Below are 26,513 nucleotides of genomic sequence, written 5' to 3' on the forward strand. Positions count from 1 at the left end.
AAGCTGAGCCAACTGTTTATACTGAATGCACCGCACCTTACAGCCCTTATGGCATAAGGCTTACTTTGCTCTTCGGTAAAATTACTTTCATGGAAAAAGGCAGCGTCTCCGTCTACTTTGTACAGTCGGCACTGGATTCCTTGCGCGTGCGCGGCATCGATGCGGAGGCGCTATTGCTGGATGCGGGCATTGCGCCGGCCACCGTGCAGTCACCGCATGGGCGGGTGACGCCGGAGAGCTTCAGCAAGCTGTGGCTGGCCGTGGCGGCGGCGCTCGATGATGAATTATTCGGCCAGGACAGCCGCCGCATGAAGGTCGGCAGCTTTGCCATGCTGGCCTACATGCTGACCGATTGTGCGACCCTTGGCGACGCCTTGAAACGCATGGCGCGCTTTTTCAATTTGCTGCTCGATGATTTTCACTGTGCGCTGGAAGTCCAAGGCAGTGAAGCGCTGCTGACGATCCGCCCGGCAGGACAGCATGATGCGCCGCGCGTGTTTGGCTTTGAAACCCTGCTGATGCTGCAGCACGGCCTGGCATGCTGGCTGGTGGGCCGCCGCATTCCCGTGCTCGCGGCAGCATTCTGCTATGCGGAAGCGCCCCGCAGCGCGGAATACCACCGCATGTATTCGGAAAACCTGCGCTTCGGCGAAGGTGCGACGGCGCTGCATTTTTCCCGCGCGCTGCTGGAACTGCCTGTCATCCGCAGCCAGCAGGACGCGCGCGCTTTCGTCCGCAAGGCGCCCGGCAACATCGTCATCAAATACAAGAATACGGATGGCCTGGCGGCGCAAATCCGGCGCCGCCTGCGCGCGTCCAGCGCCGCCGACTGGGCCGGATTCGACGACGTGGCAGCGCAATTAAAGATGACGCCGGCCACCTTGCGCCGCCGCCTCGATGATGAAGGCCAGACGTTCCAGCTGATCAAAGACCAGCTGCGGCGCGATATGGCGGTGGACTTGCTGAGCCATTCAACGCGCAGCGTGGCCGACATTGCCGTCCAACTGGGTTTTGCGGAGCCCAGCGCCTTCCACCGGGCTTTCAAGAAATGGACGGGCGCCAATCCTGGCCAGTACCGCCTGCAAGGTACCGGCCAGGGCTGACCTTTACGCTGCCGCCTGGGCCGCCTCTCTTTCCAGCGCTTGCCTGCGCTGTTCACGCAGCACGAAGCGCTGCACCTTGCCGCTCGGGGTCTTTGGCAATTGCTGCGCAAAGTGGACTTTGCGTGGATACGCATGCGCCGCATAGCGTTCCTTGACCCAGCGCTGCAAATCCTTTTCCAGCGCGTCCGATGCGCCATTGCCCTGGCGGGGCACCACGTACGCTTCGATGACTTCACCGCGCACCGCATCCGGCACGGCAATCACGGCGCACTCCGCGACGGCCGGGTGCACAGTCAGCACGGATTCGATTTCAAACGGGCCGATACGGTAGCCTGCCATGATGATCACGTCATCTTCACGCGACGAAAACTGGAAATAGCCATCCGCATCCACTTGCCCCAGGTCGCCCGTGACATACCAGCGGCCATCCGCCGTGAATTTTTCCGCGCTTTTTTCCGGCTCGCTTTCATAGCCGCTGAACCAGGCCAGCGGGCTGGCCTGCAAATCAAACACGACGCGCCCCACTTCGCCCACGGCGGCAGGGACGTCGGCATCCTTGGCCAGCACCGCGGCAGACCAGCCCGGCATCGGCGTGCCCATGCAGCCTGGTTTCACAGCGCCGGCCAGGCGCGGATCATGGTGGTTACAAATCGACATGCCGGTTTCGGTCTGGCCGTAATGGTCATACACCGGCACGCCCAGCGCGCCAATGGCCCATTGGTTGACTTCCGGCGTCAGCGGTTCGCCCGCACTGGATGCACAGCGGATGCGCAACGCACCCGGCTTCGCATCGGATGCCAGCATGGAACGGTATACGGTCGGCGCGGCAGCGAAGTTCGTCACGCCGCACTGTTCCAGTACCTTGTACGTCAGCGCTGCGTCGAAGCCGGCTTTCAGCAGCACGCTGGACACGCCAGTCGTAAAGGAACCCAGCACGCCGAAATACAGGCCGTAGGCCCAGCCGGGATCGGCGGCGCACCAATAAGTGTCGTCCGGGCGCAAACCCAGGCTCAACTCCGCATACGCGTGGAAGGAAGCCAGCGCGCGCACCGGCACCACAACGCCCTTCGGACGGCCTGTGGTGCCGGACGTGTAAATCTGGATCAGCGGGCTGTCCGGCCCCAGCGTCGCCGCTTCGAAGCCTGGCGCCTGTTCATCCAGTGCTTGCTGGAAGCCGGTGCCGCGCGCACCGGCGGCGCCGCCCACCGTGATGATGGCCCATGGCGCGCCTGCCGGCATGTCGGGGCCGGGATCGAGCTTGCCGCGCTGCCCCGCATCGCACACCACCACCTTGGCCTGGCTGCCCGTCAGGCGCAGCGCCACGGCGGCCGGCGCAAACGCCGTGAACAGGGGCACGTGCACGGCGCCCAGGCGCCAGATACCCATCAGCGTAATCAGGAATTCCTTGCTCTTGCCCATCAGCGTCGCCACCCGGTCGCCTGGCCGCACCCCTTGCGCGGCCAGCGCGGCGGCAAACCGTTCGGACTGCAGTTTCAAGTCGCCATATGTGAAAGCGTCGACCGACAAGTCGCTGGCGACGACACGGTACGCGATGGATTCCGGATGGTGGCGGTCGCACAGCAAGTGCGCGGCGCAAACGCGCGGTGCGCCGTACTGGGCAAGCAATTGCGTGATGCGCTGGCTGGGCGTGGTGTTGGCGGCGGCAAAGTCCATATCTGTCTCCAAAGTAGTTATTAGAATCTATCTTCGCTTAAGGTTATGTGGTCATTTTCATGTTGTCAAAGGATTTTTATGTGAACAATCGTTCGCTTTACGGGCAAACCGGGCCGGCGTAGAATCGCGCGCATGACAATTCAGGGGAACCGCGTGGACGACGACATCAATCCAGCCGAGGCGCATGGCGCGCCGCGCAGGCCGCGCATCCGCCACCGTGGGCCAGACAAATATCCGCTGATCCTCAACGCGGCGCGGCGCCTGGTGGCGCAATCCGGCTTCCGCGACGTGCAAATGTCGGCCGTGGCCGATGCCGCCGGCATTGCCATCGGCACGCTGTATCGCTACTTCCCTGCGAAAATCGAATTGATGATGGAAGTCGTGGACTTGTCGGGCCAGCGGGAAATCGACGTGGTGGCCGGTGTGGCCATGGGCGAAGGAAGCGCCGCCGAACGCCTGGGCGCCGCAGCATGGACATTTGCCAGCCGCGCGTTGCGTGGCCGCCGCATGGCGCATGCGCTGGTGGCCGAACCCGTGGAGCCGGAAGTGGAGGCAGTGCGCATGAAATACCACCGCGCGCTGTCGCGCGTGTTTGTCACGATCATTGAACAAGGCATGCGCGGCGGGGAATTCCCCGCGCAAGATGCGCAGGCGTCGGCCGACTGTATCGTCGGATGCCTGTTTGAAGGGCTGGTCGGGCCACTGGCGCTGGACGCCCCGGCGGACGATCCGGCACTGACTGCGCAGGCGATCGCCATCATCAGTTTCTGCCTGCGGGGCGTTTGCGGCAGCTCATGTACGTTTGTGCCGCCGCGCTGAACTGTTGCCAATTAACGCTGGCCTACGGCGGTTTTAACGCCTTATTGACACGGCGGGCTCTATCTTTGGAAACAACATCAGTTCCATTGAGGTATGCCAATGACCTTCCGCCCTGCCCTGGCTGCCGCCGCCATGCTGGCCTGCGCCTGTCATGCTGCTTACGCCGCAGACTTCGACCGGCGTCTCAATGAAGCCAATGCAGGACCTTTCTGGCAGCATGGCAACCTGGTCGTCAACACTGCCGTCGCCAGCGCCGTGGCGGGCGCACTGTGGCTGGGCGCAGAAGACCGGCTGGGCCGGACGCTGTGGCAAAGCAGCGAAGCGTGGGCCGTGTCAGCCGCCGTCACGGAAGTGCTGAAAGTCGCGGCGGGCCGGGTCCGTCCAACGGAAACGCAAGATCCCGGTAAATGGTTTGCCGGTGGCCGCAGTTTCCCCAGCGGCCATACGACTGCCGCGGCATCCGTCGTCACGCCGCTGATACTGGAATACAAAGACGACCATCCGATGGTATGGCTGCTGGCCGCCATCCCCGCCTATGAAATGGTGTCGCGCGTGAAAACGCACTCGCACTGGCAAAGCGACGTGATTGCCGGCGCGGCGATCGGCGCCGCCACCGGCTATCTGGAACACCAGCGCGGGCCTTGGGTGGTCAAGGCCCTGCCGCGTGGCGTGTATGTGGGGTTCAGGAAAGCATTCTAGGCGTGGGGCTCACTGCGCGGAAGGGAAACTGAATGCCGCTCCTTCACGCACGCCGGCCGACGGCCAGCGCTGCGTGATGGTCTTGCGGCGCGTGTAGAAACGCACGCCGTCAGGCCCATAGGCGCCCAGGTCGCCGAACAGCGACCGCTTCCAGCCGCCAAACGAGTGATACGCGACCGGTACCGGCAGCGGCACATTGACGCCCACCATGCCCACCTGGATGTTGTCCGTGAAGTAGCGGGCAGCCTCGCCGTCACGCGTGAAGATGCATGTGCCGTTGCCATATTCATGCGCATCGATCATGTCCATCGCTTCCTGCAGCGATTGCGCGCGCACCACGCCCAGCACCGGGCCAAAGATTTCATCCTGGTAGATCTTCATGCCCGGCTTGACGCGGTCGAACAGGCACGCGCCCAGGTAATAGCCATTTTCATAGCCCGGCTGCGCTGCGACGTTGCGGCCATCGACCACCAGGGTGGCGCCTTCCGCCACGCCCTGCGCCACGTAGCCGCACACCTTGTCGTAGTGCTGGCGCGTCACCAATGGTCCCATGTCGTTGCCGCTGTCCGTGCCCGGCCCCACGCGCATCTTGCTGATTTCTTCCTTCAAGAGCGCAATCACCGCGTCCGCCGTCGCATCGCCCACGGCCACCAGCAGCGGGATCGCCATGCAGCGCTCGCCGCACGAGCCATAGGCCGCGCCCATGACGGCGCTGACGGCTTGCGCGATGTCCGCGTCCGGCATCACCACTGCATGGTTCTTGGCGCCGCCCAGCGCCTGGATACGCTTGCCGTGCGCGCTGCCGGTCGCATACACGTATTGGGCAATCGGCGTGGAACCGACAAAGCTCAGCGCCTGCACGCGCGTGTCCGCCAACAGCACGTCCACGGCTTCCTTGCCGCCATTGACGACGTTGAGTACACCTGGCGGCAAGCCTGCCTGCAGCGCCAGCCGGGCAATCAGCAACGTCGACGAGGGATCGCGTTCCGATGGCTTCAGCACGAAGGTGTTGCCGCACGCGACCGCCAATGGCCACATCCACAGCGGCACCATGGCGGGGAAGTTGAATGGCGTGACACCGGCCACCACGCCCAGCGCCTGCATCTCGCTCCACGAATCAATGGCAGGGCCGACGTTGCGGCTGTGTTCTCCCTTCAGCAATTGCGGCGCGTAGCTGGCGTATTCAATGTTTTCAATGCCGCGCTGCAGTTCGCCCATGGCGTCGCTGAGGACTTTGCCATGTTCGGCCGTGATCAGCCGGCAAATTTCATCCGCGTGCTGCTCCAGCAATTGCTTGAGGTTGGACATGACGCGGGCGCGCTTCAACGGCGGCGTATTGCGCCACGCAGGGAATGCCGCCTGGGCGGACGCAATGGCAGCTTCCACGGTGCGTTGATCGGCCAGCAGTACGCTTTTTTCCGCTTTGCCGGTGGCAGGGTTGTATACGTTTTGCGTGCGGCCGTCAGGGGTGATGATTTCGCCGCCGATCAAATGGCCGACGATGGGTAATGCTTGCATGTTTCAGGTTCCTTGTACGTTATGCGGTCTCGCGGATGGCATCGCCCAGCGCGGACACGAGGCTGCCGATTTCCGCCGGTGTGGCGATGAACGGCGGCGCCAGCTGGATGGTGTCGCCGCCATAGCGCACGTAAAAGCCCTTTTGCCAGCACTTCATGGCGATTTCAAATGGACGCCGCGCCGGTTCGCCCGGCAGCGACGCAATCGTAAAACCGGCCGCCAAGCCATAGTTGCGGATATCCGTGATGTGCGGCTCGCCTTTCAGGCCGTGCACGGCGTTTTCAAAGTGCGGCGCCAGTTCGCGTACGCGCTCTATCATGTTTTCGCCAACCAGCACGTCCAGCGCCGCCAAACCGGCAGCGCACGCCACCGGGTGCGCGGAATACGTGTAGCCATGGGCGAATTCCACCATGTAGTCAGGGCCGCCATTGGCCATGAACGTATCGTAGATTTCTTTTTTCGCCACCACGGCGCCCAGCGGCTGCGCGCCATTGGTGACTTGCTTGGCCACGTTCATGATGTCCGGCGTGACGCCGAAGGCTTCAGCCGCTGTATAGGCGCCGACGCGGCCAAAGCCGGTAATGACTTCGTCGAAGATCAGCAGAATGCTGTGCGCATCGCAGATTTCGCGCAGCCGCTGCAGGTAGCCGCGCGGCGGAATCACGACGCCGGCCGAACCGGAAAACGGCTCGACAATCACGGCCGCGATATTCGATGCATCGTGCAGCGCAATCATGTCCAGCAAGCGTTCCGCCAGTTCCACGCCGTGCTCCGGCAAGCCGCGCGAAAACGCGTTTTGCTTCAGTTGCGTGTGCGGCAAATGGTCGGCCTGGATGCCTTGGCCAAACAGCTTGCGGTTGCCAACAATGCCGCCCACGGAAATGCCGCCGAAGTTGACGCCGTGGTAGCCCTTTTCACGGCCGATCAGCAAGGTCTTGCTGGCCATGCCTTTCGCGCGCCAGTATGCGCGGGCCATTTTCAGCGACGTGTCGGCCGCTTCGGAACCGGAACCCGTGAAGAATACGTAGTCCAGCCCTGCCGGCGTCAATTCCTTGATGCGGTTGGCCAGCGCAAACGATTGCGGGTGGCCGAACTGGAAAGCCGGCGCATAGTCCAGCGTCGCCACCTGGCGGCTGACGGCTTCCGTGATTTTCGGGTGGCCGTGACCCAGGCCGCTGCACCACAGTCCGGACAAGCCGTCAAAGATCTTGCGGCCATCCGCATCCGTGTAATAGCAGCCCTGTGCGCCCACGATCATGCGGGGATCCGCCTTGAAATTGCGGTTGCCGGAAAACGGCATCCAGTGCGCGTCCAGCCATGCGGCATCGGTACGGTGGGGTGCATCCACCGTGCCGCCCATGGCGCGCTGCAATTCGCCTTGCTTCATGTTCGTCTCCTGGTTGTGGGTAGTCGTCCAGGGTGATTCTAGGGTAGCATTTCACTTTCATATTTAGTTAGATATCAACGTTTAGTTGGCAAATTATGAAAGTAAAGGCAAAGGCAGTGCTGGGACAGCTCAGCGATATGGATTTGCGGCTGCTGCGGGTGTTCAAAAGCGTGGCCGACTGCGGCGGCATGGCGGCGGCCGGGCTGGAATTGAATATCGGGATTTCCACCGTCAGCCGCCACGTCAAGGACCTGGAACAGCGGCTGCAGCTGACCCTATGCAGCCGGGGCCGCGGCGGCTTTGCGCTGACCACGGAAGGCGAGCGCATATACGAAGAAACCCAGCGCCTGCTGGCGTCCGCCGACGCATTCCGCGCCAGCGTCGACGATATCCACCAGCGCATGGGCGGCCAGCTGCATGTGGCGGTATTCGACAAGACCGCCAGCAACCCCGCTTGCCGCATCAGCGGCGCCATCGCCCTGTTTGCGCAACGGGCGCCCGACGTGGCGCTGAACTTCCACGTGGCCACGCTGAACATGATTGAACGGGGCGTCATCGACGGCCAATACCAGATCGGCGTCATTCCCGCGCACCGCAGTTCCGACAGCCTGATATACGACCGCCTGTTTGGCGAGACCATGCTGCTGTATTGCGGCGAACGCCACCCGCTGTTTGCATCCGGCGGCGCGAAGCTGGGCTGGGAAGACTTGCGCCGCTACCAGTTTGCAGGGCTGGGCTACCATTCGCCGAATATGGAAATCAGCCAGCAAGTGCGCCTGCCGCGCAAGGCCACCGGGTTTGACCAGGAATCGATCGCCACCTTGATCTTGTCCGGCCAGTACCTGGGCTTCCTGCCGGACCATTATGCGAAAGGCTTTGTTGCGGATGGCAAGATGCGGGCCGTGCATCCGAAACTGTTCCGCTACGATTGCGAGTTCGTGGCGATCCTGCGCGGATCGCCGCAGCCGTCGCGGATTGCCAGCGCGTTCAGGGCGTGTCTGCTGGAGGCGCACAGGCCCAGGCACTGAACCATTGCATTCAGCGGAAGAATGAATTCAGCGCGACAGTACTTCTGCATAGTGGTCCAGCCTCTTATAGTGGCGGCTCCCTATCACACGGAGTAACTGACATGAACAATTTGAAATCACTGATGGCTGCGGGCGCCACCTTGCTGTCGCTGGGCGCGGGCGCCGCCCATGCGGATGCGCCGCGCGACAATGTGGTTGGCGCCGGCGGCTATGACTTGACGTCCTACTTCACGCAAGAAAAGCCGCAGCGCGGCAATGGCCACCACACGGCTGTCGTCAACGGCGTCACGTACCTGTTCGCCACGGACGACAACAAGAAAATGTTTGAAGCGAATGCCGCCAAGTATTTGCCGCAGTACGGCGGCTATTGCGCGTATGGCGCATCGGTCGGCAAGAAATTCGTGGCCGATCCGGACGTGTATGACATTGTCGACGGCAAGCTGTATCTGAACCTCGACAGCAAAATCCGCGCGATCTGGTCGCAAGACATTGCCGGCCGCATCAAGGCAGCCAACGACAACTGGAAAACCGTCGCAGCAAAACAGCCGTCGGAATTGTAAGTCCGCACAGCGCACCTGAAATAGCCGGCCCAGAGCCGGCTGCGTGCATTACCGCATGTCGAATTGCACAACCTGGCTGTCAAGCACTTTGTGATTGGGGTTGGCCAGGTCGATCTTCACTGTATGCGGACCGGGCTTCAGTCCCGCCAGGATGATCGGGTCGCTGCTCGTGTAAATCAGCAGCATGGGCAAGTCATCAATTTGCACGTGCAAGTGGCCAATGGCGGGCTGGCGCGCGGCGGCGGCATCGCCGAATTCCTTGTTGATGGCGAGGTTCTCCGTGTGGAACTGGATAATGGCGGCGCCTTCCGCCGTGGCGCCGCGCGCCGGGCTATCGATGACAAGGCGCGGCGTGGATGCCGGCTGCACCGGCACAGCCGCAATGGCGGCCGTGGCGGCACATAAACCCAATACAAATGGCAGTGACTTCATGGCGATTCCGTAACAGTGGTTGAGGAGTCCGCACTGTACGCGCAGCGCCACACGCAGTGTAGCCGCATGGCGCGCAATTCAGTCTTGCGCGCCGCGGCATAGTCAATGCCGGGGGTCAGGTACGCCGGCGGCGCGCCACTGTCATTGCCAAAGCCGCCGCGCCCAGCAGCGCCAGCGGCGGCGGTTCCGGCACCGTCATGTTATCCATGGCCCACTGTGTACCGCTGCTGCTGTAGATGACCAGCGTATCGATGCCGCCCCAGCCCAGCTGCACCCACAGCGGGTTCACGGTATCAAGCACGAACGATTCCGCTGTTGAATACAGCAGCTGGCCATCGGCATAGCCTTCCAGCGCGATTTCCTGGTCCAGCCATGCCGACGTGAAGAACGCGCCCACGAAGTCAAACGTGCCCGGCCCCGCTTTGGAAATCGCCACCGTGCCGCCATCGCGGTTGAAGGCCGTGTTGGTTTGCGATACCGTGCCCGCTTGATAGCCGCTGCCCGGCAAGGCATCGGCGCGGATGGTGTTCATGTTGGTCCAGTTGAAGCCCTGGTAGCCATCCGCAATGGCTTGCGTATAGTCGCCTGGCAAGTCATCAAAGGTCACGACACCGGCCGACGCCTGCGCTGCCCATACGCCCAGCAACCATGCCAGCATAGTCAACATCTTCTTCATACTGTTCTCCTCCCCAGTCAGCGCGCAATGCTGGCGACTTCGCCGTCGCTCAGCGCGGCGCCATAAATCCGCAAATCATCCATCGAACCCTTGTACGGCGTATCCCACCAGTTCACACCGAGCGCAAACACGCCATTGGTGGTCGTGAATACGTTGGGGAAGTTCGTGCCGCTGAAGCGCCTGGCGCCGTTGACGTACACATTGACGGCGCCATTCTTGACGGTGAACGCCACGTGCGACCACTGCCCGGCCGGGATGTTCATGCCCAGGCCCGCGTCATACCACGCGGTGCCCGACCACAGCATGGTGGCGCCGCCAACGAAGTCATGGCCTTTCGGCAGGAAGCTGATCCAGGCATCCCCCGTGCGGGCGCCGAAAAACGCCGTGGTAAAGGCCGTCAGCTGCGCCGGCTTGAGCCACATGGCGACCGTGTACGTGTTGGATGAAATCAGGCCGTCCGGCAACCGGATGCCGGTGGCGCCATTGAACACGGCGGCGCTGCCCTTGATGCCGGGTTCATACGAAATGCTGCCGCCGGCAATATCGATCTTGCTGCCAACGAGCGTGCCCGCGCCAAACGCGCCCGTCGCATCGCGCAAATTGCCGTCAAACGTATAGTTGGCCACCATGCTGCCCAGCTTGCGCACAGTGACGGCAAATTGCTTGACGACGGTCGACGTGCCTTTAGTGATGGTGGCGGTCAACGTCAGGTTCACGTCGCTGGCAGGACTGGTGACTTGCCCCGTGTTGCTCATCACGGCGGGATTCGACGACTTCCACGTGATCACGGCGTCGCGCGCAGCGCTGGCCGGCAACACCAGGTCGCCCGTCACGGCGCCGGTGTTGCCCAGACTCAGTTCGTTATAAATGGCGGCCGTTACCTGGCTGTCTGTGCGGGGCATCAGGCGGCTGCCCATGATGGACACGCCTTCACGCGACGTGGCGGTAAACGTGGTCACATAGCTTTTCGACGTTTCATCCCACTGCGTAAGGAACACACCTTTGAATGGCGGCGAACCGGGCAGGTTGATCTCCACCTGGTAATTGCCCACCAGCGCCCACGTTCCCGACACGGCGCCGGTAATGGAACCGTTGGCATTCAGCGTGATCAGCCTGGACTTCTTGATGGTGGCGGAAATGTCTTTCGCATGGTTGACGTACATATAGTCGCCCATGATGAATTCACGCCGCACAGGGGCGATGGTTTCATTGGTATTGCGGTATGGCGCCACGACAGGCCAGCCATCGGCATTCATGAACATCTGGTGCACACGGATTTCATGCTGTTCGCCCCGTTCCGGGAAGCGGCTGTGGAAAATCAGGAAATGCCTGCCGGTGGCGGCATCGTAATATGCGGAGTTATGGCCTGCCGACACGTAGCCGGTGCCGATGCCGGCGCCTGCATCGCCGATTTTGCGCTCGAACAGGAAGTTCCCCATGATCTTCACGCCATACGGCGCGATCGACGCATCGTCAAACAGCGGCTTGGACGGGTCGGCCTTGACGTTGGCCATGTTGACGCCCTGCGCATCGTAATATGGGCCATCGGGCGCGGTGGCGCGCGACACGCGCATGTTGTAGCCGCCATTGGCATCGAGGCCGCCGAAAGACGTGAACATGTAGTAGTACTGCGTGGCGGGGCTGTACATCACGTACGCCCCTTCTATGCGGCTGTGGTTGCCGCCCATCAGGCGCTTGCCGTAACCTTGCCCGGCCAGCGGCATGCCCGTCACGGGATTCATTTGCATGATGAAGATACCGCCCGAATACGAACCGTAAATCATCCACAGGCGGCCGCCCTGGTCGAAGAACACGTTGGGGTCCACCGTGTTCGGGTGTTTCAGCGCATCGTATATGGCGCCGTCATAACTGGCCTGGCCCCACATGCCGGACTTCAGGATAATGCCCTTGTTGACATACGGGCCTTCGATCTTGTCTGCCACGGCCACGCCCAGCGCGGAACGGGGCGAATCGCCCTTGCACGCGTTGTAGTACATGTAGTACTTGCCGTCGGCCAGTTTGATCACGTCCGGCGCCCACAACGTCGACGTTTGCGCCCAGCTGAAGGTTTCAGCCAGTTCCGTGTAGACGTTGGCGGAACCGTTGAGGAACAGGGGATTGGTGGCGCTGACGGATTCCGTCATTTGCGTCCACTTCATCAAGTCCGTGGTCTTGGCCGACGCCAGGTGCGAGCCAAAGACGTAATACGTGTTGCCCGACTTGATGACGGAAGGGTCGTGGACCGACGCGTTTTGGAAGGCCACAGGCGTATAGGCTGCCTGCGCCGAGGCGTTGGGTGCGATCGCGCATGCAGCCAATGCGGCGGCTAGCGGGACCACTGAGCCCCACAGCGAAAAGGATTTAGTCAATTGAGTCTCCGTTGATATTATTGATTTACCAGCGCTGGCACGATATCCCGCGTATTTTTTTGCGTCCAATGACCTTTTATGCGCAGTCGATATCCAAACAGGTATGGCACAATCACGCTGCACCGACATTCACTGACAACTGATGACTTCACCCCGGGACCGCTCCACACCGCCTGCCGATACCGCACCGCGCCGTTTAACCATCAAGGACGTGGCGCACGCTGCCGGCGTGTCGCTGACCACCGTGTCGCACGCGCTCAATGACCGTGGCTACGTCGATCCCGACACGCGCGCCAGGGTCAAACGCATTGCGCAAGAACTGGGCTACCGCCCCAACCTGCGCGCGCAGCGCCTGCGCACCGGCAAGACCAACAGCATTGCCGTGTTTTTCTCGATGCCGCTGGCCATCGCCGGCGGCCCGGCGCGCATGGGCTTCATGATGGAAATCGTGGCAGCCGCATCGGAAGCGGCCATGCGCCGCAACCTGTCGCTGGTGCTGGTGCCGCCGCTGGCCGGCGCCAATGATTTTCTTGACGGCCTGGATATCGACGGCGCCATCGTCATTGAACCGGCGCTGGGCGACCCGCAAATCCCGGCGTTGCGCCAGCGCGGCGTGTGCGTCGTATCGATCGGCCGTCCGCCGGAACCGGAACCGGCAATTCCCTACATCGACCTGCAAACGACCGCGATGGCGCAACTGTGGTTTGAGCATTTGTATGGCCAGGGTGCGCGCCGCATTGCGCTGCTGGTGGGCGCCCAGCCGCGCCACTCGAACCTGGAAACAGAGCGCGTCTACCGCGCCTTCGCGGCGGACAAAGGCTTGCCCGTGCTGATCCGCAAAGCCGACGTGCACGTGGGCGAAGCCGCGGGTGCGGCTGCCTGCCGCGAATTACTGGCAGAAGATCCTGCCATCGACGCGGTCTGCGTGCCGGTCGATGCCTTCGCCACCGGCACCATGCAGGCGCTGCATGAAGCGGGCCGCCGCGTGCCGCACGACGTCAAAGTCGTCACCCGCTACGATGGTTTGCGGGCAAAAAACAGCGTGCCCCCCATTACTGCCGTCGACTTGAACCTGGAGCAGCGGGCCGTCATGGCGGTGGAATTGCTGTTCGAACACATCTGCGGCGATACCCGCCACGCGATGCTGCCTGGACCGGCGCCCACGCTGATCGTCCGTGCATCGTCCGTGGTTGCATAAAAACTACACAAAAAATTTGATTGCATCCCAAATCGTTTTTGGCCATACTCCCCAAAACGATTTGGGGTGATTTTCCGCATGTGAACGTCACCTGTTTTTTGGGCTCAACCCCAAATCGATTTGGGAATTGCCATTGATTCAAAAAAATAGGAGACGCAATGCAAAACCACATCACCGTCGCGCCAGTGGATGAAAAACTGCCGCTACGCCAACTCATCGCTTTTGGCTTGCAGCACGTGCTGGTCATGGCAGCTTCCCCCATCGCATCAGTCTTCATGATGAGCAAAGCCATGGGCTTCGCGCCCGGCCTGATGATCAACCTGCTGAGCGCCACGTTCCTCGTTTGCGGACTGGGAACGCTGCTGCAGTCATTCGGCGCACGCGGCATCGGCGCCAGGCTGCCGTTCATGATGCTGCCGGGCGGCGCCCCGATCCTGATTTTCATCTTGATTGCGCAGCAAACGGACGTGCAGACCGCGTCCGGCGCCGTCATGCTGACGGGCGTGTTTTACTTCCTCGTGCTGCCGCTGTTCCGCCGCTGCCTGCGCTTTTTCCCTGGGCTCGTGGTGGGCATCATGCTGCTGCTGGTGTCGATCAACCTGGCGCAGGTATCGGGCAAGCTGATTGCAGGCCATCCCGGCACGCCGGGTTTCGGCGCCCCGGCCAACCTGCTGCTGGCCTTTGCCACCATTGCATTAACAGCCCTGTTTGCGCGCATCGCCACCGGCATGCTGCGCCAGCTGTCGATCTTGCTGGGCCTCGTGGGCGGCGCCGTCGTCGCGGCGCTCAGCGGGCAATTCCACATGGAGCACGTGTCGCTGTTTCCCTTGTTTAGCACGCCGTCGCTGCTGCCGTTCGGCATGCCGAAATTCGACGTCATGGCAGCGCTGCCGATGATGATCTTTGCCGTGATCTCCATGGTGGAGGCCACGGGGCAGACCATGGCCATCGGCGAAGCGGTGGACCAGAAGATCGACCAGCAGCGCGACGTGCCGCGCACCATCCGCGGCGATGCACTGGTATCCCTGCTGGGCGGCATGTTCGGCACGTCGCTGATCATCACCAGCGGCGAAAACATCGGCATCGTGCGCGCCACCGGCGTGCGTTCGCGCTTTGTGACCGCCATGGGCGGCGTGATCCTGATTGTGTTTGCCGTGCTGGCGCCGCTGACGCAATTGATCGGCGCGATACCGGAAGCCGTGATCGGCGGCACCGGCCTGATCGTGTTTGCCGTGGTCGGCACCATGGGCATCGACATCTTGCGCCGCACGGACTTGCGCGAGCATTCCAACATGTATGTGGTGGCCGTGGCGCTGTCGGCCGGCCTGCTGCCCATCCTGATCCCCGGTATTTATAACCAGCTGCCCAGCGGCATCCGCATGTTGCTGGGCAATGGCGTCGCCATCGGCACCATCACGGCAGCCGCCATGAACGTCATCTTTTTCCACCTGGGCGGCGCCCGCGCCAGCCATGCAGCGCCAGCCGAACCACTGCGCGCCACCGGCACCCACTAAACAGGAATCAATAAAAATGAATCACGCTTTGACTGCGGCCGACCTGGCCAACGGACACCAATTACTGATGCCGGAATGGCTGCTGCTGAAAGATGGCCCAGTGCGCGGCCATGCGGTACTGGCCAAACAAGGCAAGTTTGCCGCTGTCGGTCCGGCAGCCGAACTGCGCGCACACTATCCGCACCTGCCCGCGCTGGACTTGCCGCAAACGCTGCTGATGCCGGGCATGGTCGATACGCACAACCACTTGACGCAAGCGTACGGCAAATCGCTCGTGTTTGGCGAACCGTCTGAAATTTTCCGCCGCATCTGGGTGCCGCTGGAAGGCCAGCTGGATCACCATCACGTATACCTGTCGTCAAAACTGGCTGCGCTGGAAGCGCTGCGCGGCGGCTTTACCACGGTGGCCGATGCCGGCACCCGCTCCGCCGCCAGCGTCGATGCGATTGCCCGCGCCACCACGGAAGCCGGCGTGCGCTGCGTGCTGGGTTTGATTTGCAATGACTTGAATGGCAGCGCGGCGCTGGCGGAACCGGGCGAAATCATCGGGCGCGCGGCGCGCCACCTGGCGCAGTGGGAGTCGCATGCACTGGTGCACCCATCGCTGGCCGTGTCGATCCCGGAAGCGGCCAGCGACAGCATGCTGGCGCAAGTGTCGGGCATGTGCGCGGAAGCGGGCCGCGTATTCCAGACGCATGCCAATGAACACCTGGTGGCCGTCGAACGCTCGCTGGTGCAGCGCAAATTGCGCCCGATCGAACATTTGCACAAGGTGGGCGCGCTCGGGCCGCAAGCGCTATTGGCGCACGCCACGCTGGTAACGCCTGGCGAATTGAAAATGCTGGCCGATACCGGCGCCGCCGTCAGCTACAATCCCGTTGCCAGCGCATGGAAAGGCAATGCCGTGGCGCCCGCGGAATTGATGAACACGTTCGGCATCCGCGTCGGCCTCGGCACCGATGGCACGCGCAGCGACGCGTTCCGCCTGCTCGACTATGCGGAATCGGCGCAGCGCTTCGCTTACGGCATGGCTGCCGGCGATTCATCATGCGGCGGCGGCGCGGCATGGCTGGAACACGCGACGTGGCGCGGCGCCGACGCGCTGGGCTTGCAGCACGTGACAGGCGAAATCGCCGTCGGCAAGGATGCGGACTTCCTGCTGGTCGATCTCGATGTGCCGGAAATGCAGCCATCGTGGGACATCAGTTGGGAACTGGTGCGCCTGGCCAACCGCGACCAGATCCAGGCTGTCTTCGTGGCAGGCAAGCTGCGGCTGTGGCAAGGCTGGCCGGTCGACTGGGATGCGAAGGCGCTGATGCGCGACATCAGCGGCGCGGCGCGGACCGCCGTGGCGGCAGCGCCGATCCAGAAGATCCACGGCTTTGCCAGCGCGCGGGGAGTCCAGCCGTGAACATGACTGTCATTGCGCTGATCGCCCTGTCCGTGCTGATTGCCGCCTTCATGCAAAGCACGACGGGCATGGGATTCGCGCTGATCGTGGTGCCCGTGTTCGGCATCCTGCAGCCTTCCCTGCTGCCAGGCGGTTTGCTGCTGATGATGCTGCCGCTGAACGCGTATGTCGCATGGCGCGAACGCAAGGCAATTGATTTCTCCGGCGTCAAATGGATCACGGCAGGCCGCGCCGCCGGCACCTTTGGCGGCTTGTGGGTGCTGGTGGCCGTGCCGCTGACGTATCTGAACTGGCTGATCGGCGGCAGCACCATCGTCGCCGCGCTGGCCACGCTGGCGGCGCCGGCCTTTTCGCCGGACCGCCGCGCGTTTGTCGCTTCCGGCCTGTTCACGGGCGTGACGGAAACCGCGACCGGCATCGGCGGCCCGCCGCTGGCCATGGTGTACCAGCACAGCCCAGTCGCCACCTTGCGCGCTTCCGTGGCATTGAGTTTCCTGATTGGCGAAGTGATTTCGCTGCTGGTCTTGGCCGTCAATGGCCGCATGACGGCAGATGGCCTGGGCCCGCTGCTTTGGCTGATCCCGGCCATGGTGGCCGGCATCCTGGCCAGCCACACAGTCCACACGCGCGTCAATCCACGCTTCCTGCGCCTGTCCGTGCTGGTGTTTGCCATCGCGTCCGGCGCCTTCATCCTGATCCGAGGTTAATACCATGAACCGCACACTTATCGCAGCTGCAAGCACCTTCTTCACGGCCACCCTCGCGCATGCGCAAAGCAATGTGGCGTTCTATGGCAGCATCGACAGCGGCCCCACTTACGTCAGCAACGTGCGCGGCCATTCCGTCACGCTGGTGGACGACGGCGTGCTGCAGGCGGACCGCTTTGGCTTGCGCGGCAGCGAAGACCTGGGCGGCGGCACGCGCGCCATCTTCAACCTCGAAGGCGGCTTTGTCGCCAGCACGGGCGCACAGCCGCGCGCCGGCGTGCTGTTCAACCGCCAGTCCTATGCGGGGCTGGCGGGCGGCTGGGGCACGCTGGCCATCGGCCACCAGACCAACATGATGTTCGATGCCGTGGGCAAGCTCAGTAACGGCGTACTGTTTGGCAGTTTTTATGCTTTCCATCCAGGCAACATCGATGAATTCGCCAACGTCGGACAAGTGGATAACGCCGTCAAATTCACCAGCGCGTCCTATGGCGGGCTGACGGCGGGCGCCATGCTGTCACTGGGCGAACAGCCCGGCGATGCCGCGAAAAACCGTGCATTCGGCGTTAACGCCAGCTATGTGCGGGGGCCGCTGAAACTGGGCGGCGCCTACACCAGCGCGAACAACAAGGCGCTGAACCTCGGCGCTGCGCTGGGCATCAAAACGCTGCTGGGCCAAAACCTGATCGGCGGCAGCGCCTCGGCGCCTGTCTACACGCCGCTGCAAGCCGATAAAGTGCGCAACACCGGCGTGGGCGCCAGCTATGCGCTCGATGGCGTGCTGCTGCATGCGGCCATCGGCCACAGCAAAATCCAGACGGCGGCCGGCAGCGTGGCCATGACGACACCGGAAGGCGGCGTCAATGTTCAACTGACGCCGGCCGATTCGCTCAATTTCGCCGTATCGTCGACCCGGCTGGCCGATAAACGGTGGCGCCAGTTTGAAATCAATAACGTCGTCAGCCTGTCCAAGCGCACGGAGGTGTATGCCATGGCCGTGTTCCAGAAAGCCAGCGGCGCCGGCGCTGTGGCAGCCATCAATTCACTGGGGCTGGCGGCCGGCCAGCGCCAGCACGCCATACGGCTGGGGGTGCACCACCTGTTCTGATACGCCGCTGTTGGAAGATTGTGTCTGCTGTCTCTTGCCAGGAACTTGTTCCTGGCTTTTTTATTAAAATGGCACGACACTACGTTCATTGCCGCCACATTTGCCGCCATGCGCCTGTTCATGCCGTCCGCCGCCATGCTGTGCACCCTGCTCACCGTGGGACCAGGCGTGCGCGCGCAGGAAGCCGCCCCGCTGCTGATCGGGTCCACCACCGTGGACCGCGCATCACGCGCGATGGCGATCGAAGTGGTGGAAGAAGCGTACCGGCGCGCGCACGTGCCGATCCGGATCAAGCCCTACCCCACCAGCCGGCGGCTGGCGATGGCCCGCGACGGCAGCCTCGATGCGCTGACGGCGGCCGTGCCGATTACGGAAATGGCCAGGTCGGGTCCCGTGGACGACTTGATCCAGCTGCCGCTGCCCATCGCGCACGAAGAAGTCGTCGTGTTCAGCACGCGCAGCCTGACCTTCACCGTGCAAGGATACGACAGCCTGATGCCCTATTCCGTCGGCTACGTGCTGGGCATCCCGACGCTGTCGGCGCGCCTGGCCAAACTTCACACGGATACGGCAGTCAACAATGAATTACTGCTGAAAAAACTGGCGCATGGCCGCACCCAGGTGGCAGTCGACTTCCGGTCCACGCAATGCCTGGTCAAAGAATTAAATTTGCAAAACGTACAAATGCTGGCGCCGCCATTGGAAGTGTTCGATCTGTATCACTACCTGCACAAGCGCCACGCAAAACTGGCCGTGCGCATTGAAAAAATACTGGCGGAAATGCGGGCGGACGGCACCATCAGCCGTATCCATGACAGCGTCAAAGCCCGTTACGACAAGCGCTGCACGTAATCCGCACCATGAAATCCTGCTAAAAATCCGGCTCACTTTAGGAACATAAACTAGCTATTCACAAATAGACTAGCAAAATTTCCTACCCGTCAGAGCCATCACGTGAATACTCCAGAAAGCCGCTGCGGCGCAGTCCTCACCATCGACCTGGCCGCGATTGCCGCGAATTACCGCTTGCTGCAACAGCGCGTGGGCCCTGCCGCCTGTTCCGCCGTGATGAAAGCCGATGCGTATGGGCTGGGCGCCGCACAGGTGGCGCCCGTGCTGCGGCAGGCGGGCTGCCGCCACTTCTTCGTGGCGCACCTGGAAGAAGGCATTGCGCTGCGCAAGGTGCTGCGCGGCGATGAAACCGTCTACGTGCTGCATGGCGCACCGCCGGGTGCGGAAATGGATATGCTGGAATTCCGCCTGGTTCCCGTGTTGAACAGCCAGCAGCAATTGACGGCATGGCAAGGGGCCGCGCGCCAGTTGGGGCGCCGCCTGCCCGCCATCGTGCAAGTGGATTCCGGCATGTCGCGCATGGGTATGCCGCCTGCGGAAGTGGACGCATGGCTGGCACAGCAAGACCCGAAGGCGGGACTGGACTTGCACTATGTGATGAGCCACCTGGCCGTGGCCGATGAACCGGACCATCCTTTCAACCGCGAACAGTTGGCGCGGTTTACCGCCATCCGTGCGCGGCTGGGCAACATCCCCGGCTCGCTGGCCAATTCGTCCGGCATTTTCCTGGGGCCGGACTATCACTTCGGCCTGGCCCGCCCCGGCGTCGCCCTGTATGGCGGCAATCCGCTGCCCGGATCGGCCAATCCCATGCAGCCCGTCGTAACCTTGCAGGGCCGGGTGGTCCAGGCCCGCACCATCGCAGCCGGCGACTATGTCGGCTATGCGCTGTCGTACCAGGCGCCCGCTGAGCGTACGATTGCCACCGTGTCGGTCGGCTACGCGGATGGCTGGCTGCGCCACTTGAGCAACAAGGGCCATGTGCTGATCGGCGGCGCGCGCGCGCCTGTCGTGGGCCGCGTGTCAATGGACAGCATGACCGTGGACGTGACGGGGATCGCGCCATCGCTGGTCACGGCGGGGGCGCTGGTGGATTTGCTGTCGCCTGAGCAGACGGTCGATGACGTGGCGGCGCTGGCCGGCACCATCGGCTATGAAATCCTTACCAGCCTGGGACAGCGCTACCACCGCCGCTATATCGGGGATTGATACGCTGGACGCGGCCCCGCGTATGAACCGCGCGGCCCCGGCATATACAATGACGCCTCCGTGAATTCATTAATTTTATTCATACCATGGCTGTCCGCCTGCCACCTCTGCAAAGCTTGCTTGCATTTGAAGCCACGGCCCGGCTGGGCGGCCTGTCCCGCGCGGCGGACGAGCTGTCGCTGACGCAGTCGGCCATCAGCCATCAAATCCACAACCTGGAACAATGGGTCGGCCAGCCGCTGTTCAAGCGCATCGGCCGCGGCGTCAAGCTGACGGCTGCCGGTGAATTATTCAACGCGACCGTGCGCAGCACGCTGAAAACCCTGCTCGACGGGCGGGAACGGATCGAACCTTACCGCAATCCCAATTCCGCCATCGTCGCCTGTTCCGCCGACATTGCCAGCGGCTGGCTGGCGCCACGGCTGGGTCAATTGCGCGCGCTGTATCCCGGCATGGAAATCTGGCTCGTCACGCAAGATGAAAAGCCGGAAATTGACCGTATCGACCTGGATTTGCTGATTTCCGCCGAGCGGGTGGAAACCGGCGACGCCACGTCCGTGCCCCTGTTCGATGACGAAGCCGTGGCCGTGTGCAGCCCGGAAATGGCTTTGCTGTGGCGCGCCCTGCCCCTGGCGGACTTGCTGCGCGCCGCGCCCCTCATTGTCGATGAACGCCATCCGGAATGGGCGCTGTCCTTGCGCGGCAGCGAGCCGGAAGCCGGCACGCCGCAGCGCAGCGTCATGGTGTACGACAGCCGCCTGCTGCTCGACAGCGCAATGGCCGGCCTGGGTATCGCCATGGTGTCGCGCGCCGCCGCCGATGCGGCGCTGCGGCGCGGCCTGGTGGCGGCGTTGCCGCAAATCCCCGCCATCCCGCTGCCCGGGCTGTGGCTGACCACATCCCGCCTGCCCGCCCGCACCCCCGCAGTGGGGCAAGTGTATGACTGGCTGCGCAAGGCGGCAGCCAGAAGCTATGAAAATAACTAATAGGTTGAACGATATCCTTCGTTATACCTGCGTCTCCCGGCCCGACATAATGGGTTTCCCAAAATACCCGCAAAGGAGACCGAACCATGCACCAGGAGATCAAGGGCGACAGTGCTTTCCGCCGCCACGCGCTGCACGGCGCATCCCATGAAAACACGTTTGCCGGCGCGCTCAGCTTCATGCGCCGCAATTACAGCCGCAACCTGGAAGGCGTCGACGTGGCGGTATCCGGCATTCCGCTGGACCTGGCCACGACTTTCCGTCCCGGCGCCCGCCTGGGCCCGGCCGCCGTGCGCGCCGCCAGCGTGCAAATGCCGAACCTGAAAGCGTTCCCTTGGGGCTTCGATCCTTTCGACCACCTGGCCGTGATTGATTACGGCGATTGCTGGATCGATCCGCACAATCCGCTGACCATCCCCGGCGCCATTGCCGGCCACGCGCGCACCATCCTCGCCAGCGGCGCGAAAATGCTGACCTTGGGCGGCGACCACTTCATCACCTACCCGCTGCTGAAAGCGCACGCGGAAAAGTATGGCAAGCCGCTGTCGCTGATCCACTTCGATGCGCACTGCGATACGTGGCCCGATGACAATCCGCACTCGCTGAACCACGGCACCATGTTTTACAAGGCCGTCAAGGAAGGGTTGATCGATCCCGCCACGTCGGTGCAAATTGGCCTGCGCACGTGGAACGAGGATTTCATGGGCATCAATGTCATCGATGCGCCGTGGGTGCATGCGCATGGCCAGCAAGCCACCCTGGAGCGCATCCTCGACATTGTCGGCCAGCGGCCCGCTTACCTGACGTTTGATATCGACTGCCTCGATCCGGCATTCGCGCCCGGCACCGGCACGCCTGTCGCGGGCGGCCTCAGTTCCGCGCAAGCGCTGCACATCGTGCGCGGCATGACGCCGCTGAACCTGGTAGGGATGGATGTGGTGGAAGTGTCGCCGCCGTTTGACAACAGTGAAGTGACGGCGCTGGCGGCAGCGCACCTGGCAGTGGAAATGCTGTGCGTGCTGCGGCAGCAAAAAGTCGCGGGCAAGCTGTAACCGGCGGCACGTATCAGCCAAATGGGAGGCATGCCTCCCATTACCCTGTCACAGCGGTCACGCCGCATTGCGCTCCTGTAGTTCGCCACGCACTGTTCCCGCGCTGGCCAGCATGGCCGACAGCAAGACCTGGCAACCCGCCGCCAGGTGTTCCGGCTTCGCATCCTCAATTTCATTGTGGCTGACGCCATCCTTGCAAGGCACGAAAATCATGGCAGTGGGCGCCACGCCCGCCACATAGACGGCGTCATGCCCCGCCCCCGTCACGATATCCATATGGCTCAAGCCTTCCAGCACGGCCGCGGCGCGGACTTGCTGCACCAGGCGCGGGTCGAACGGCGTCGGCGCAAAATACTGCACGTCGTCCAGCTTCACATCCACGCCAAACTCGCTGGCAATATCCGTGCACGCGCGGCGCAGGCATGCATCCATTTTCGCCAGCATGGCCGCGTCCTGGTGCCGCAAGTCCACAGTGAACGAGACGCGGCCCGGTATCACGTTGCGCGAGCCGGGGTGCACATCGAGCACACCGACCGTGCCTCGCCCGTGCGGCTGGAAAGCATTGGCAATGCGGATGGCTTCCTGCACCAGGTAAGTTGACGCCAGCAGCGCATCCTTGCGCACGGCCATCGGCGTCGGCCCCGCGTGCATTTCCATGCCCGTCACCGTGACGTCATACCAGCGCAGGCCCAGCGATCCCGTCACGACGCCGATTACCTTGTCTTTCGCTTCCAGCACGGGGCCCTGTTCGATATGCGCTTCAAAGTACGCGGCAGGCGGGCGCGCATCGGCCGGCGCACTGCCCGCATAGCCTATCGCGGCCAGTTCATCGCGCACGGACTTGCCATCGCTGTCGCGCGCATCGAGCGCCTGCTGCAGCGGGAAGCGTCCGCTGTAGACGCCGGAACCCATCATGACAGGCACGAAGCGTGAACCTTCTTCATTGGTCCAGATCGCCAGTTCCAGCGGTGCTTGCGTCGCGATGCCGTGCTCATTCAACGTGCGCATCACTTCCAGTCCGGCCAGCACGCCATAGCAGCCGTCGAACTTGCCGCCGGTCGGCTGGGTATCGATATGACTGCCCGTCATGACGGGCGCCAGCGCGCTGTCCCTCCCCGCTCGGCGGCCAAAGACATTGCCGATCTGGTCGACCCGCACCTCCAGGCCCGCCTGTTTCATCCAGCCCACCACCAGGTCGCGGCCCTGCCCATCCAGCGCCGTCAGCGCCAGCCGGCAATTGCCGCCTTTTTCCGTCGCGCCGATTGCGGCCAGGTCCATCAGCGATTGCCACAGGCGCGCGCTATTGATTGCCAATTGCTGCATAGTCTTCCTCTCATTCATCCAGCTTGATCCACGTGGTTTTCAATTCCGTGTATTTGTCGAACGCGTGCAGCGACTTGTCCCGCCCGTTGCCGGACTGCTTATAGCCGCCAAACGGCACCGTGATGTCGTCTTGTGCATACTGGTTGACGTGCACGGTGCCCGCCCGCAGTGCGCGGGCCGCCTTGTGCGCCTTGCGCAAGTCCGACGTCCAGATGCCGGCCTGCAGCCCGTACGTGGTGGCGTTGGCCTGGCGGATCGCGTCATCGAGGTCCGTGAAACTGAACACGGCCAGCACCGGCCCGAAGATTTCTTCGCGGGCGATGCGCATGCCCGGCTCGACCCCGTCAAACAGCGCTGGCGTCACGTAATAGCCGCCGCTGCCGACAGACACTTGCTCGCCGCCCGCCAGCAGGCGCGCACCCTCTTCCTTGCCGGAAGCGATATACCCCAGCACGCCGCGCAACTGCGTCTGGTCGACAATGGCGCCCATCACGGTGGACGGATCGAGCGGGTCGCCCGGCGCATAATCCGGCATCAGCGCCAGCGCCTGTTCGATGAAGCGTTCCTTGATGGACGCTTCGACATACAGGCGCGAAGGCGCATTGCAGCTTTCACCCTGGTTGAAAAACACGGCGCCCAATGCGCCTTTGACCGCCGCATCGAAGTCGGGACAGTCGGCGCACACGATATTGGGCGACTTGCCGCCCAGCTCCGTCCACACGCGCTTCAAATTCGACTGGCCGCCGTATTGCATGATTTTCTTGCCCACGGCCGTCGATCCCGTAAAGCCCAGGCAATCGACATCCATGTGCAGCGCCAGCGCGCTGCCCGCTTCATCGCCAAAACCGGGCAGCACATTGAAAACGCCGGGCGGTATGCCTGCCTGCAGCGCCAGGTCGGCCAGCCGCAGCGCCGACAGCGGCGACTTTTCAGACGGTTTTAAAATCACGCTGTTGCCGGCCGCCAGCGCCGGGGCAATCTTCCACGCCGCCATCAGCAAGGGATAATTCCACGGCACGATGGCTGCCACCACGCCCACGGCTTCGCGCGTGACCAGCGCCAATGTGCCGGCGCCCGTCGGGGCGATTTCGCCGTATAGCTTGTCGATCGCTTCGCCATACCAGCGCACGCAATTGGCGGCGGCTTCCACGTCGACCGAGCGGCTGTACTGGACCGGCTTGCCCATATCCAGCGTTTCCAGCAGCGCCAGTTCATCGCCATGTTCCACCATCAGTTCCACCAGGCGGATCAAATGGCGCTTGCGCTGTGCCGGCGCCTGGGCGGCCCAGCGCCCGTCATCAAACGCTTGCCGCGCCACGGCGACGGCCACGTCAACGTCAGCCGCTTCGCAGCGCGCCACGTGGGCCAGCAAGCGGCCATCGATGGGCGAGCGCGTTTCAAACGTGCGGCCCGACAGCGCCGCTACCCGATCGCCATTGATGAAGGCGCGGCCATCCATGGCCAGCGCCGCCGCGCGCTGGCGCCATACAGTATTTGTCATGGCAATCCCCTTGTTAAAAGCTGAACACGACGGCCGTGCCCATCAGCGTATTGTTCTTGTCGTAGCGGCGGGTGGCGGTGTCGTAAAACACATGCTGGTCCGCGAAATCGCGCCGCACTTCCAGCTTGAACATGGCGTTGGCCGACAAGCCATAATTCAGCGCCAAGGTCAGCGCGCTGCGGTTGGCGCCCCGGTTCGAATCGGCAATCAAGCCAGTGGCGTTATCGATGCCGGGCCCGAAGCCGTTGCGGTAATCGCCGCACGGCGTGGGGCCGGATGCCGCCATGCACATACCGCCGGGCAGCAGATTCGCCGTGCCGCCGCCATTCTTGCCATTGCGGATATGTTCAGCGCGCACGATCCCCTCCAGCAGCGGCGTGAATTTATAGGCTACCAGCGCGCCAACGCCGGTCCAGCGGCTGTCGCGCCCATCAAAGCTCATACCCTTCGTGCTGCCCGCTTCGATCTGTCCCTGGAAAGTCCAGTCGGCGCGGCTGTAAAACGCATCCACGTCGATATGGCGGACATTCATGCTGGCGCCGGTTTTGCCGATCACGCCGGACATGCCGATGCCCCAGTATTCGCCCGGGATATAGTCGGCGCGGAAGTGCAGCCCGGGCGCACGGCGGTCCGTCACGCGGCCGTTATTCAAGTTGCCCAGCGTGGCCTTGAAATCCCACGCCGTGCCGACGTAGTGTTCATAGCCGATGCCGGTGATGAAGGCGGCAGGTTCCGTGAAATCAAAGAACAGGTTATCCGTAATGGTTTTCTTTTGCGTCGGCAGCTGGAATTCATAGCCGGACCATGGACCGATCTGGCCCAGGTAAAACTTGTCCTTGCCAATGCCGCTGGGCAGCGTCATGTAAGCCTGGTTGACCAGCGAGCCCACATTGAACCCCGCCGCGTCGCCATAACTCTTGGCCGGCATCAGTTCCATCACCCATTTGGCGCCGCCTTCCACTTCTTTTTCAAAGCGCACCATGCCGGTGCCAAAGAAGCCATTGTCGTACGCGTACACGGCCGATTCGCCGGGTGCGCTGCCATCGCGGTTGACGTCGCTGAATTTTTTCATGAACACGGCGCTGCCCGTGTGCTGGCGGCGGTTGACGATATACGTCGGGTCGATAAAGCCGGATATCTTCAAGCCTTTCAAGCCGCTCGCCTCCAGGCGTTCGTCGAGCGAATCGGTCTTTTCCCGCACGCGGAAGAACTCCAGGCGCGGCATGTCCGGTTCCGCATCCTGCGCCGGCGTTTGCAACTGTTTCAATTGCGCTTTCAGTGCATCGATTTCGCCCTGCAGCGTTTGCAAAGTCTGCGCACCGGCGGCGGCAGGAAAGGCCATGGCCACTGCGATGGCCAGTTGTTTAATGGTTTGCATGGTGTCTCC

General features: G+C 62.9%; 23 protein-coding genes. 14 read left to right on the top strand and 9 right to left on the bottom strand.

What is annotated here, in order from left to right; genetic code table 11:
* The first annotated feature begins 89 nt into the window (after positions 1-89).
* Complete coding sequence (locus GM668_RS06175) at positions 90-1,103, top strand: AraC family transcriptional regulator (RefSeq protein ID WP_155438053.1); 1,014 nt, start codon at positions 90-92, stop codon at positions 1,101-1,103.
* A gap of 3 nt (positions 1,104-1,106) precedes the next feature.
* Here the strand turns inward: GM668_RS06175 and GM668_RS06180 are convergent, their stop codons facing one another.
* Positions 1,107-2,777: an AMP-binding protein gene (locus GM668_RS06180; RefSeq protein WP_155438054.1), complete on the bottom strand. Its 1,671-nt coding sequence runs from the start codon at positions 2,775-2,777 to the stop codon at positions 1,107-1,109.
* Positions 2,778-2,909: 132 nt separating this feature from the next.
* On the opposite strand from GM668_RS06180, the gene GM668_RS06185 reads away from it, so the two are divergent.
* Both GM668_RS06185 and GM668_RS06190 read left to right on the top strand, forming a co-directional pair.
* Positions 2,910-3,596 (top strand): TetR/AcrR family transcriptional regulator, encoded by a 687-nt coding sequence (locus GM668_RS06185; protein ID WP_155438055.1) that lies wholly within the window; start codon positions 2,910-2,912, stop codon positions 3,594-3,596.
* A gap of 99 nt (positions 3,597-3,695) precedes the next feature.
* On the top strand, positions 3,696-4,295 hold the full coding sequence (locus GM668_RS06190) for a phosphatase PAP2 family protein (RefSeq protein ID WP_170305510.1): 600 nt from the start codon (positions 3,696-3,698) through the stop codon (positions 4,293-4,295).
* A 9-nt stretch (positions 4,296-4,304) separates the two neighbouring features.
* Here GM668_RS06190 and GM668_RS06195 read toward each other — a convergent pair whose 3' ends face one another.
* Together GM668_RS06195 and aptA are read right to left on the bottom strand one after the other, a co-directional pair.
* On the bottom strand, positions 4,305-5,813 hold the full coding sequence (locus tag GM668_RS06195) for a CoA-acylating methylmalonate-semialdehyde dehydrogenase (RefSeq protein WP_155438057.1): 1,509 nt from the start codon (positions 5,811-5,813) through the stop codon (positions 4,305-4,307).
* 19 nt (positions 5,814-5,832) lie between these two features.
* On the bottom strand, positions 5,833-7,200 hold the full coding sequence (aptA, locus tag GM668_RS06200) for an omega-aminotransferase AptA (protein WP_308506814.1): 1,368 nt from the start codon (positions 7,198-7,200) through the stop codon (positions 5,833-5,835).
* A gap of 95 nt (positions 7,201-7,295) precedes the next feature.
* Between aptA and GM668_RS06205 the strand changes: the two genes are divergently transcribed.
* Both GM668_RS06205 and GM668_RS06210 read left to right on the top strand, forming a co-directional pair.
* Positions 7,296-8,228 (top strand): LysR family transcriptional regulator, encoded by a 933-nt coding sequence (locus tag GM668_RS06205; protein WP_155438058.1) that lies wholly within the window; start codon positions 7,296-7,298, stop codon positions 8,226-8,228.
* 101 nt (positions 8,229-8,329) lie between these two features.
* Positions 8,330-8,788 (top strand): YHS domain-containing (seleno)protein, encoded by a 459-nt coding sequence (locus GM668_RS06210; RefSeq protein WP_155438059.1) that lies wholly within the window; start codon positions 8,330-8,332, stop codon positions 8,786-8,788.
* Positions 8,789-8,836: 48 nt separating this feature from the next.
* On the opposite strand, the gene GM668_RS06215 is transcribed toward GM668_RS06210, so the two are convergent.
* The 3 genes from GM668_RS06215 to GM668_RS31575 all read right to left on the bottom strand — a co-directional run bounded on the left by GM668_RS06215 (position 8,837) and on the right by GM668_RS31575 (position 12,265).
* Positions 8,837-9,220 carry a DUF6130 family protein gene (locus GM668_RS06215; protein WP_155438060.1) on the bottom strand — a complete coding sequence of 128 codons (384 nt, stop codon included), beginning with the start codon at positions 9,218-9,220 and terminating at the stop codon, positions 8,837-8,839.
* 115 nt (positions 9,221-9,335) lie between these two features.
* Positions 9,336-9,896 (bottom strand): PEP-CTERM sorting domain-containing protein, encoded by a 561-nt coding sequence (locus GM668_RS06220; RefSeq protein ID WP_155438061.1) that lies wholly within the window; start codon positions 9,894-9,896, stop codon positions 9,336-9,338.
* 17 nt (positions 9,897-9,913) lie between these two features.
* A complete protein-coding gene (locus GM668_RS31575; protein ID WP_308506815.1) occupies positions 9,914-12,265 on the bottom strand; it encodes a LamG-like jellyroll fold domain-containing protein in 2,352 nt (783 codons plus the stop codon).
* A gap of 142 nt (positions 12,266-12,407) precedes the next feature.
* Here GM668_RS31575 and GM668_RS06230 point away from each other — a divergent pair, with 142 nt between their 5' ends.
* The 9 genes from GM668_RS06230 to speB all read left to right on the top strand — a co-directional run bounded on the left by GM668_RS06230 (position 12,408) and on the right by speB (position 22,302).
* Positions 12,408-13,463: a LacI family DNA-binding transcriptional regulator gene (locus GM668_RS06230; RefSeq protein ID WP_155438063.1), complete on the top strand. Its 1,056-nt coding sequence runs from the start codon at positions 12,408-12,410 to the stop codon at positions 13,461-13,463.
* Between the two features lie 158 nt (positions 13,464-13,621).
* Complete coding sequence (locus tag GM668_RS06235; RefSeq protein ID WP_155438064.1) at positions 13,622-14,977, top strand: uracil-xanthine permease family protein; 1,356 nt, start codon at positions 13,622-13,624, stop codon at positions 14,975-14,977.
* Between the two features lie 16 nt (positions 14,978-14,993).
* Complete coding sequence (locus GM668_RS06240) at positions 14,994-16,388, top strand: amidohydrolase family protein (protein WP_155438065.1); 1,395 nt, start codon at positions 14,994-14,996, stop codon at positions 16,386-16,388.
* 2 nt (positions 16,389-16,390) lie between these two features.
* Entirely contained in the window at positions 16,391-17,095 is a 705-nt protein-coding gene (locus tag GM668_RS06245; RefSeq protein ID WP_155438154.1) for a sulfite exporter TauE/SafE family protein, read from the top strand.
* A gap of 4 nt (positions 17,096-17,099) precedes the next feature.
* Positions 17,100-18,203, top strand: coding sequence for a porin (locus tag GM668_RS06250; RefSeq protein WP_155438066.1), 1,104 nt, complete (start codon positions 17,100-17,102; stop codon positions 18,201-18,203).
* Between the two features lie 45 nt (positions 18,204-18,248).
* Positions 18,249-19,055 carry a substrate-binding periplasmic protein gene (locus tag GM668_RS06255; protein ID WP_155438067.1) on the top strand — a complete coding sequence of 269 codons (807 nt, stop codon included), beginning with the start codon at positions 18,249-18,251 and terminating at the stop codon, positions 19,053-19,055.
* Positions 19,056-19,157: 102 nt separating this feature from the next.
* Positions 19,158-20,264 (top strand): alanine racemase, encoded by a 1,107-nt coding sequence (gene alr, locus GM668_RS06260; protein WP_170305511.1) that lies wholly within the window; start codon positions 19,158-19,160, stop codon positions 20,262-20,264.
* A gap of 86 nt (positions 20,265-20,350) precedes the next feature.
* Positions 20,351-21,250, top strand: a complete 900-nt coding sequence (locus tag GM668_RS06265; protein ID WP_155438068.1) for a LysR substrate-binding domain-containing protein — start codon at positions 20,351-20,353, stop codon at positions 21,248-21,250.
* A gap of 86 nt (positions 21,251-21,336) precedes the next feature.
* Positions 21,337-22,302: an agmatinase gene (speB, locus tag GM668_RS06270; protein WP_155438069.1), complete on the top strand. Its 966-nt coding sequence runs from the start codon at positions 21,337-21,339 to the stop codon at positions 22,300-22,302.
* A gap of 57 nt (positions 22,303-22,359) precedes the next feature.
* On the opposite strand, the gene GM668_RS06275 is transcribed toward speB, so the two are convergent.
* The 3 genes from GM668_RS06275 to GM668_RS06285 are packed head-to-tail and all read right to left on the bottom strand — an operon-like array spanning position 22,360 to position 26,504.
* Positions 22,360-23,625: a Zn-dependent hydrolase gene (locus tag GM668_RS06275; RefSeq protein ID WP_155438070.1), complete on the bottom strand. Its 1,266-nt coding sequence runs from the start codon at positions 23,623-23,625 to the stop codon at positions 22,360-22,362.
* Positions 23,626-23,635: 10 nt separating this feature from the next.
* Positions 23,636-25,126 carry an aldehyde dehydrogenase gene (locus tag GM668_RS06280; RefSeq protein WP_155438071.1) on the bottom strand — a complete coding sequence of 497 codons (1,491 nt, stop codon included), beginning with the start codon at positions 25,124-25,126 and terminating at the stop codon, positions 23,636-23,638.
* A 13-nt stretch (positions 25,127-25,139) separates the two neighbouring features.
* On the bottom strand, positions 25,140-26,504 hold the full coding sequence (locus GM668_RS06285; protein WP_155438072.1) for a DUF3138 family protein: 1,365 nt from the start codon (positions 26,502-26,504) through the stop codon (positions 25,140-25,142).
* Positions 26,505-26,513: the final 9 nt, after the last annotated feature.

Origin of the sequence: Pseudoduganella ginsengisoli (genome assembly GCF_009720865.1) — a bacterium.
GTDB classification, from domain to species: Bacteria; Pseudomonadota; Gammaproteobacteria; order Burkholderiales; family Burkholderiaceae_D; genus Rugamonas; species Rugamonas ginsengisoli.

Excerpts from the sequence above, each read along its gene's own strand:
- GM668_RS06205 (WP_155438058.1), top strand. The coding sequence starts at position 7,296 with ATGAAAGTAAAGGCAAAGGCAGTGCTGGGACAGCTCAGCGATATGGAT.
- GM668_RS06235 (WP_155438064.1), top strand. The coding sequence starts at position 13,622 with ATGCAAAACCACATCACCGTCGCGCCAGTGGATGAAAAACTGCCGCTA.
- speB (WP_155438069.1), top strand. The coding sequence starts at position 21,337 with ATGCACCAGGAGATCAAGGGCGACAGTGCTTTCCGCCGCCACGCGCTG.
- GM668_RS06215 (WP_155438060.1), bottom strand. The coding sequence starts at position 9,220 with ATGAAGTCACTGCCATTTGTATTGGGTTTATGTGCCGCCACGGCCGCC.
- GM668_RS06220 (WP_155438061.1), bottom strand. The coding sequence starts at position 9,896 with ATGAAGAAGATGTTGACTATGCTGGCATGGTTGCTGGGCGTATGGGCA.
- GM668_RS06180 (WP_155438054.1), bottom strand. The coding sequence starts at position 2,777 with ATGGACTTTGCCGCCGCCAACACCACGCCCAGCCAGCGCATCACGCAA.
- GM668_RS06175 (WP_155438053.1), top strand. The coding sequence starts at position 90 with ATGGAAAAAGGCAGCGTCTCCGTCTACTTTGTACAGTCGGCACTGGAT.
- GM668_RS06240 (WP_155438065.1), top strand. The coding sequence starts at position 14,994 with ATGAATCACGCTTTGACTGCGGCCGACCTGGCCAACGGACACCAATTA.
- GM668_RS06280 (WP_155438071.1), bottom strand. The coding sequence starts at position 25,126 with ATGACAAATACTGTATGGCGCCAGCGCGCGGCGGCGCTGGCCATGGAT.
- aptA (WP_308506814.1), bottom strand. The coding sequence starts at position 7,200 with ATGAAGCAAGGCGAATTGCAGCGCGCCATGGGCGGCACGGTGGATGCA.
- GM668_RS06195 (WP_155438057.1), bottom strand. The coding sequence starts at position 5,813 with ATGCAAGCATTACCCATCGTCGGCCATTTGATCGGCGGCGAAATCATC.
- GM668_RS06265 (WP_155438068.1), top strand. The coding sequence starts at position 20,351 with ATGGCTGTCCGCCTGCCACCTCTGCAAAGCTTGCTTGCATTTGAAGCC.
- GM668_RS06230 (WP_155438063.1), top strand. The coding sequence starts at position 12,408 with ATGACTTCACCCCGGGACCGCTCCACACCGCCTGCCGATACCGCACCG.
- GM668_RS06250 (WP_155438066.1), top strand. The coding sequence starts at position 17,100 with ATGAACCGCACACTTATCGCAGCTGCAAGCACCTTCTTCACGGCCACC.
- GM668_RS06275 (WP_155438070.1), bottom strand. The coding sequence starts at position 23,625 with ATGCAGCAATTGGCAATCAATAGCGCGCGCCTGTGGCAATCGCTGATG.
- GM668_RS06210 (WP_155438059.1), top strand. The coding sequence starts at position 8,330 with ATGAACAATTTGAAATCACTGATGGCTGCGGGCGCCACCTTGCTGTCG.
- GM668_RS06285 (WP_155438072.1), bottom strand. The coding sequence starts at position 26,504 with ATGCAAACCATTAAACAACTGGCCATCGCAGTGGCCATGGCCTTTCCT.
- GM668_RS06245 (WP_155438154.1), top strand. The coding sequence starts at position 16,391 with ATGACTGTCATTGCGCTGATCGCCCTGTCCGTGCTGATTGCCGCCTTC.
- GM668_RS06185 (WP_155438055.1), top strand. The coding sequence starts at position 2,910 with ATGACAATTCAGGGGAACCGCGTGGACGACGACATCAATCCAGCCGAG.
- GM668_RS06190 (WP_170305510.1), top strand. The coding sequence starts at position 3,696 with ATGACCTTCCGCCCTGCCCTGGCTGCCGCCGCCATGCTGGCCTGCGCC.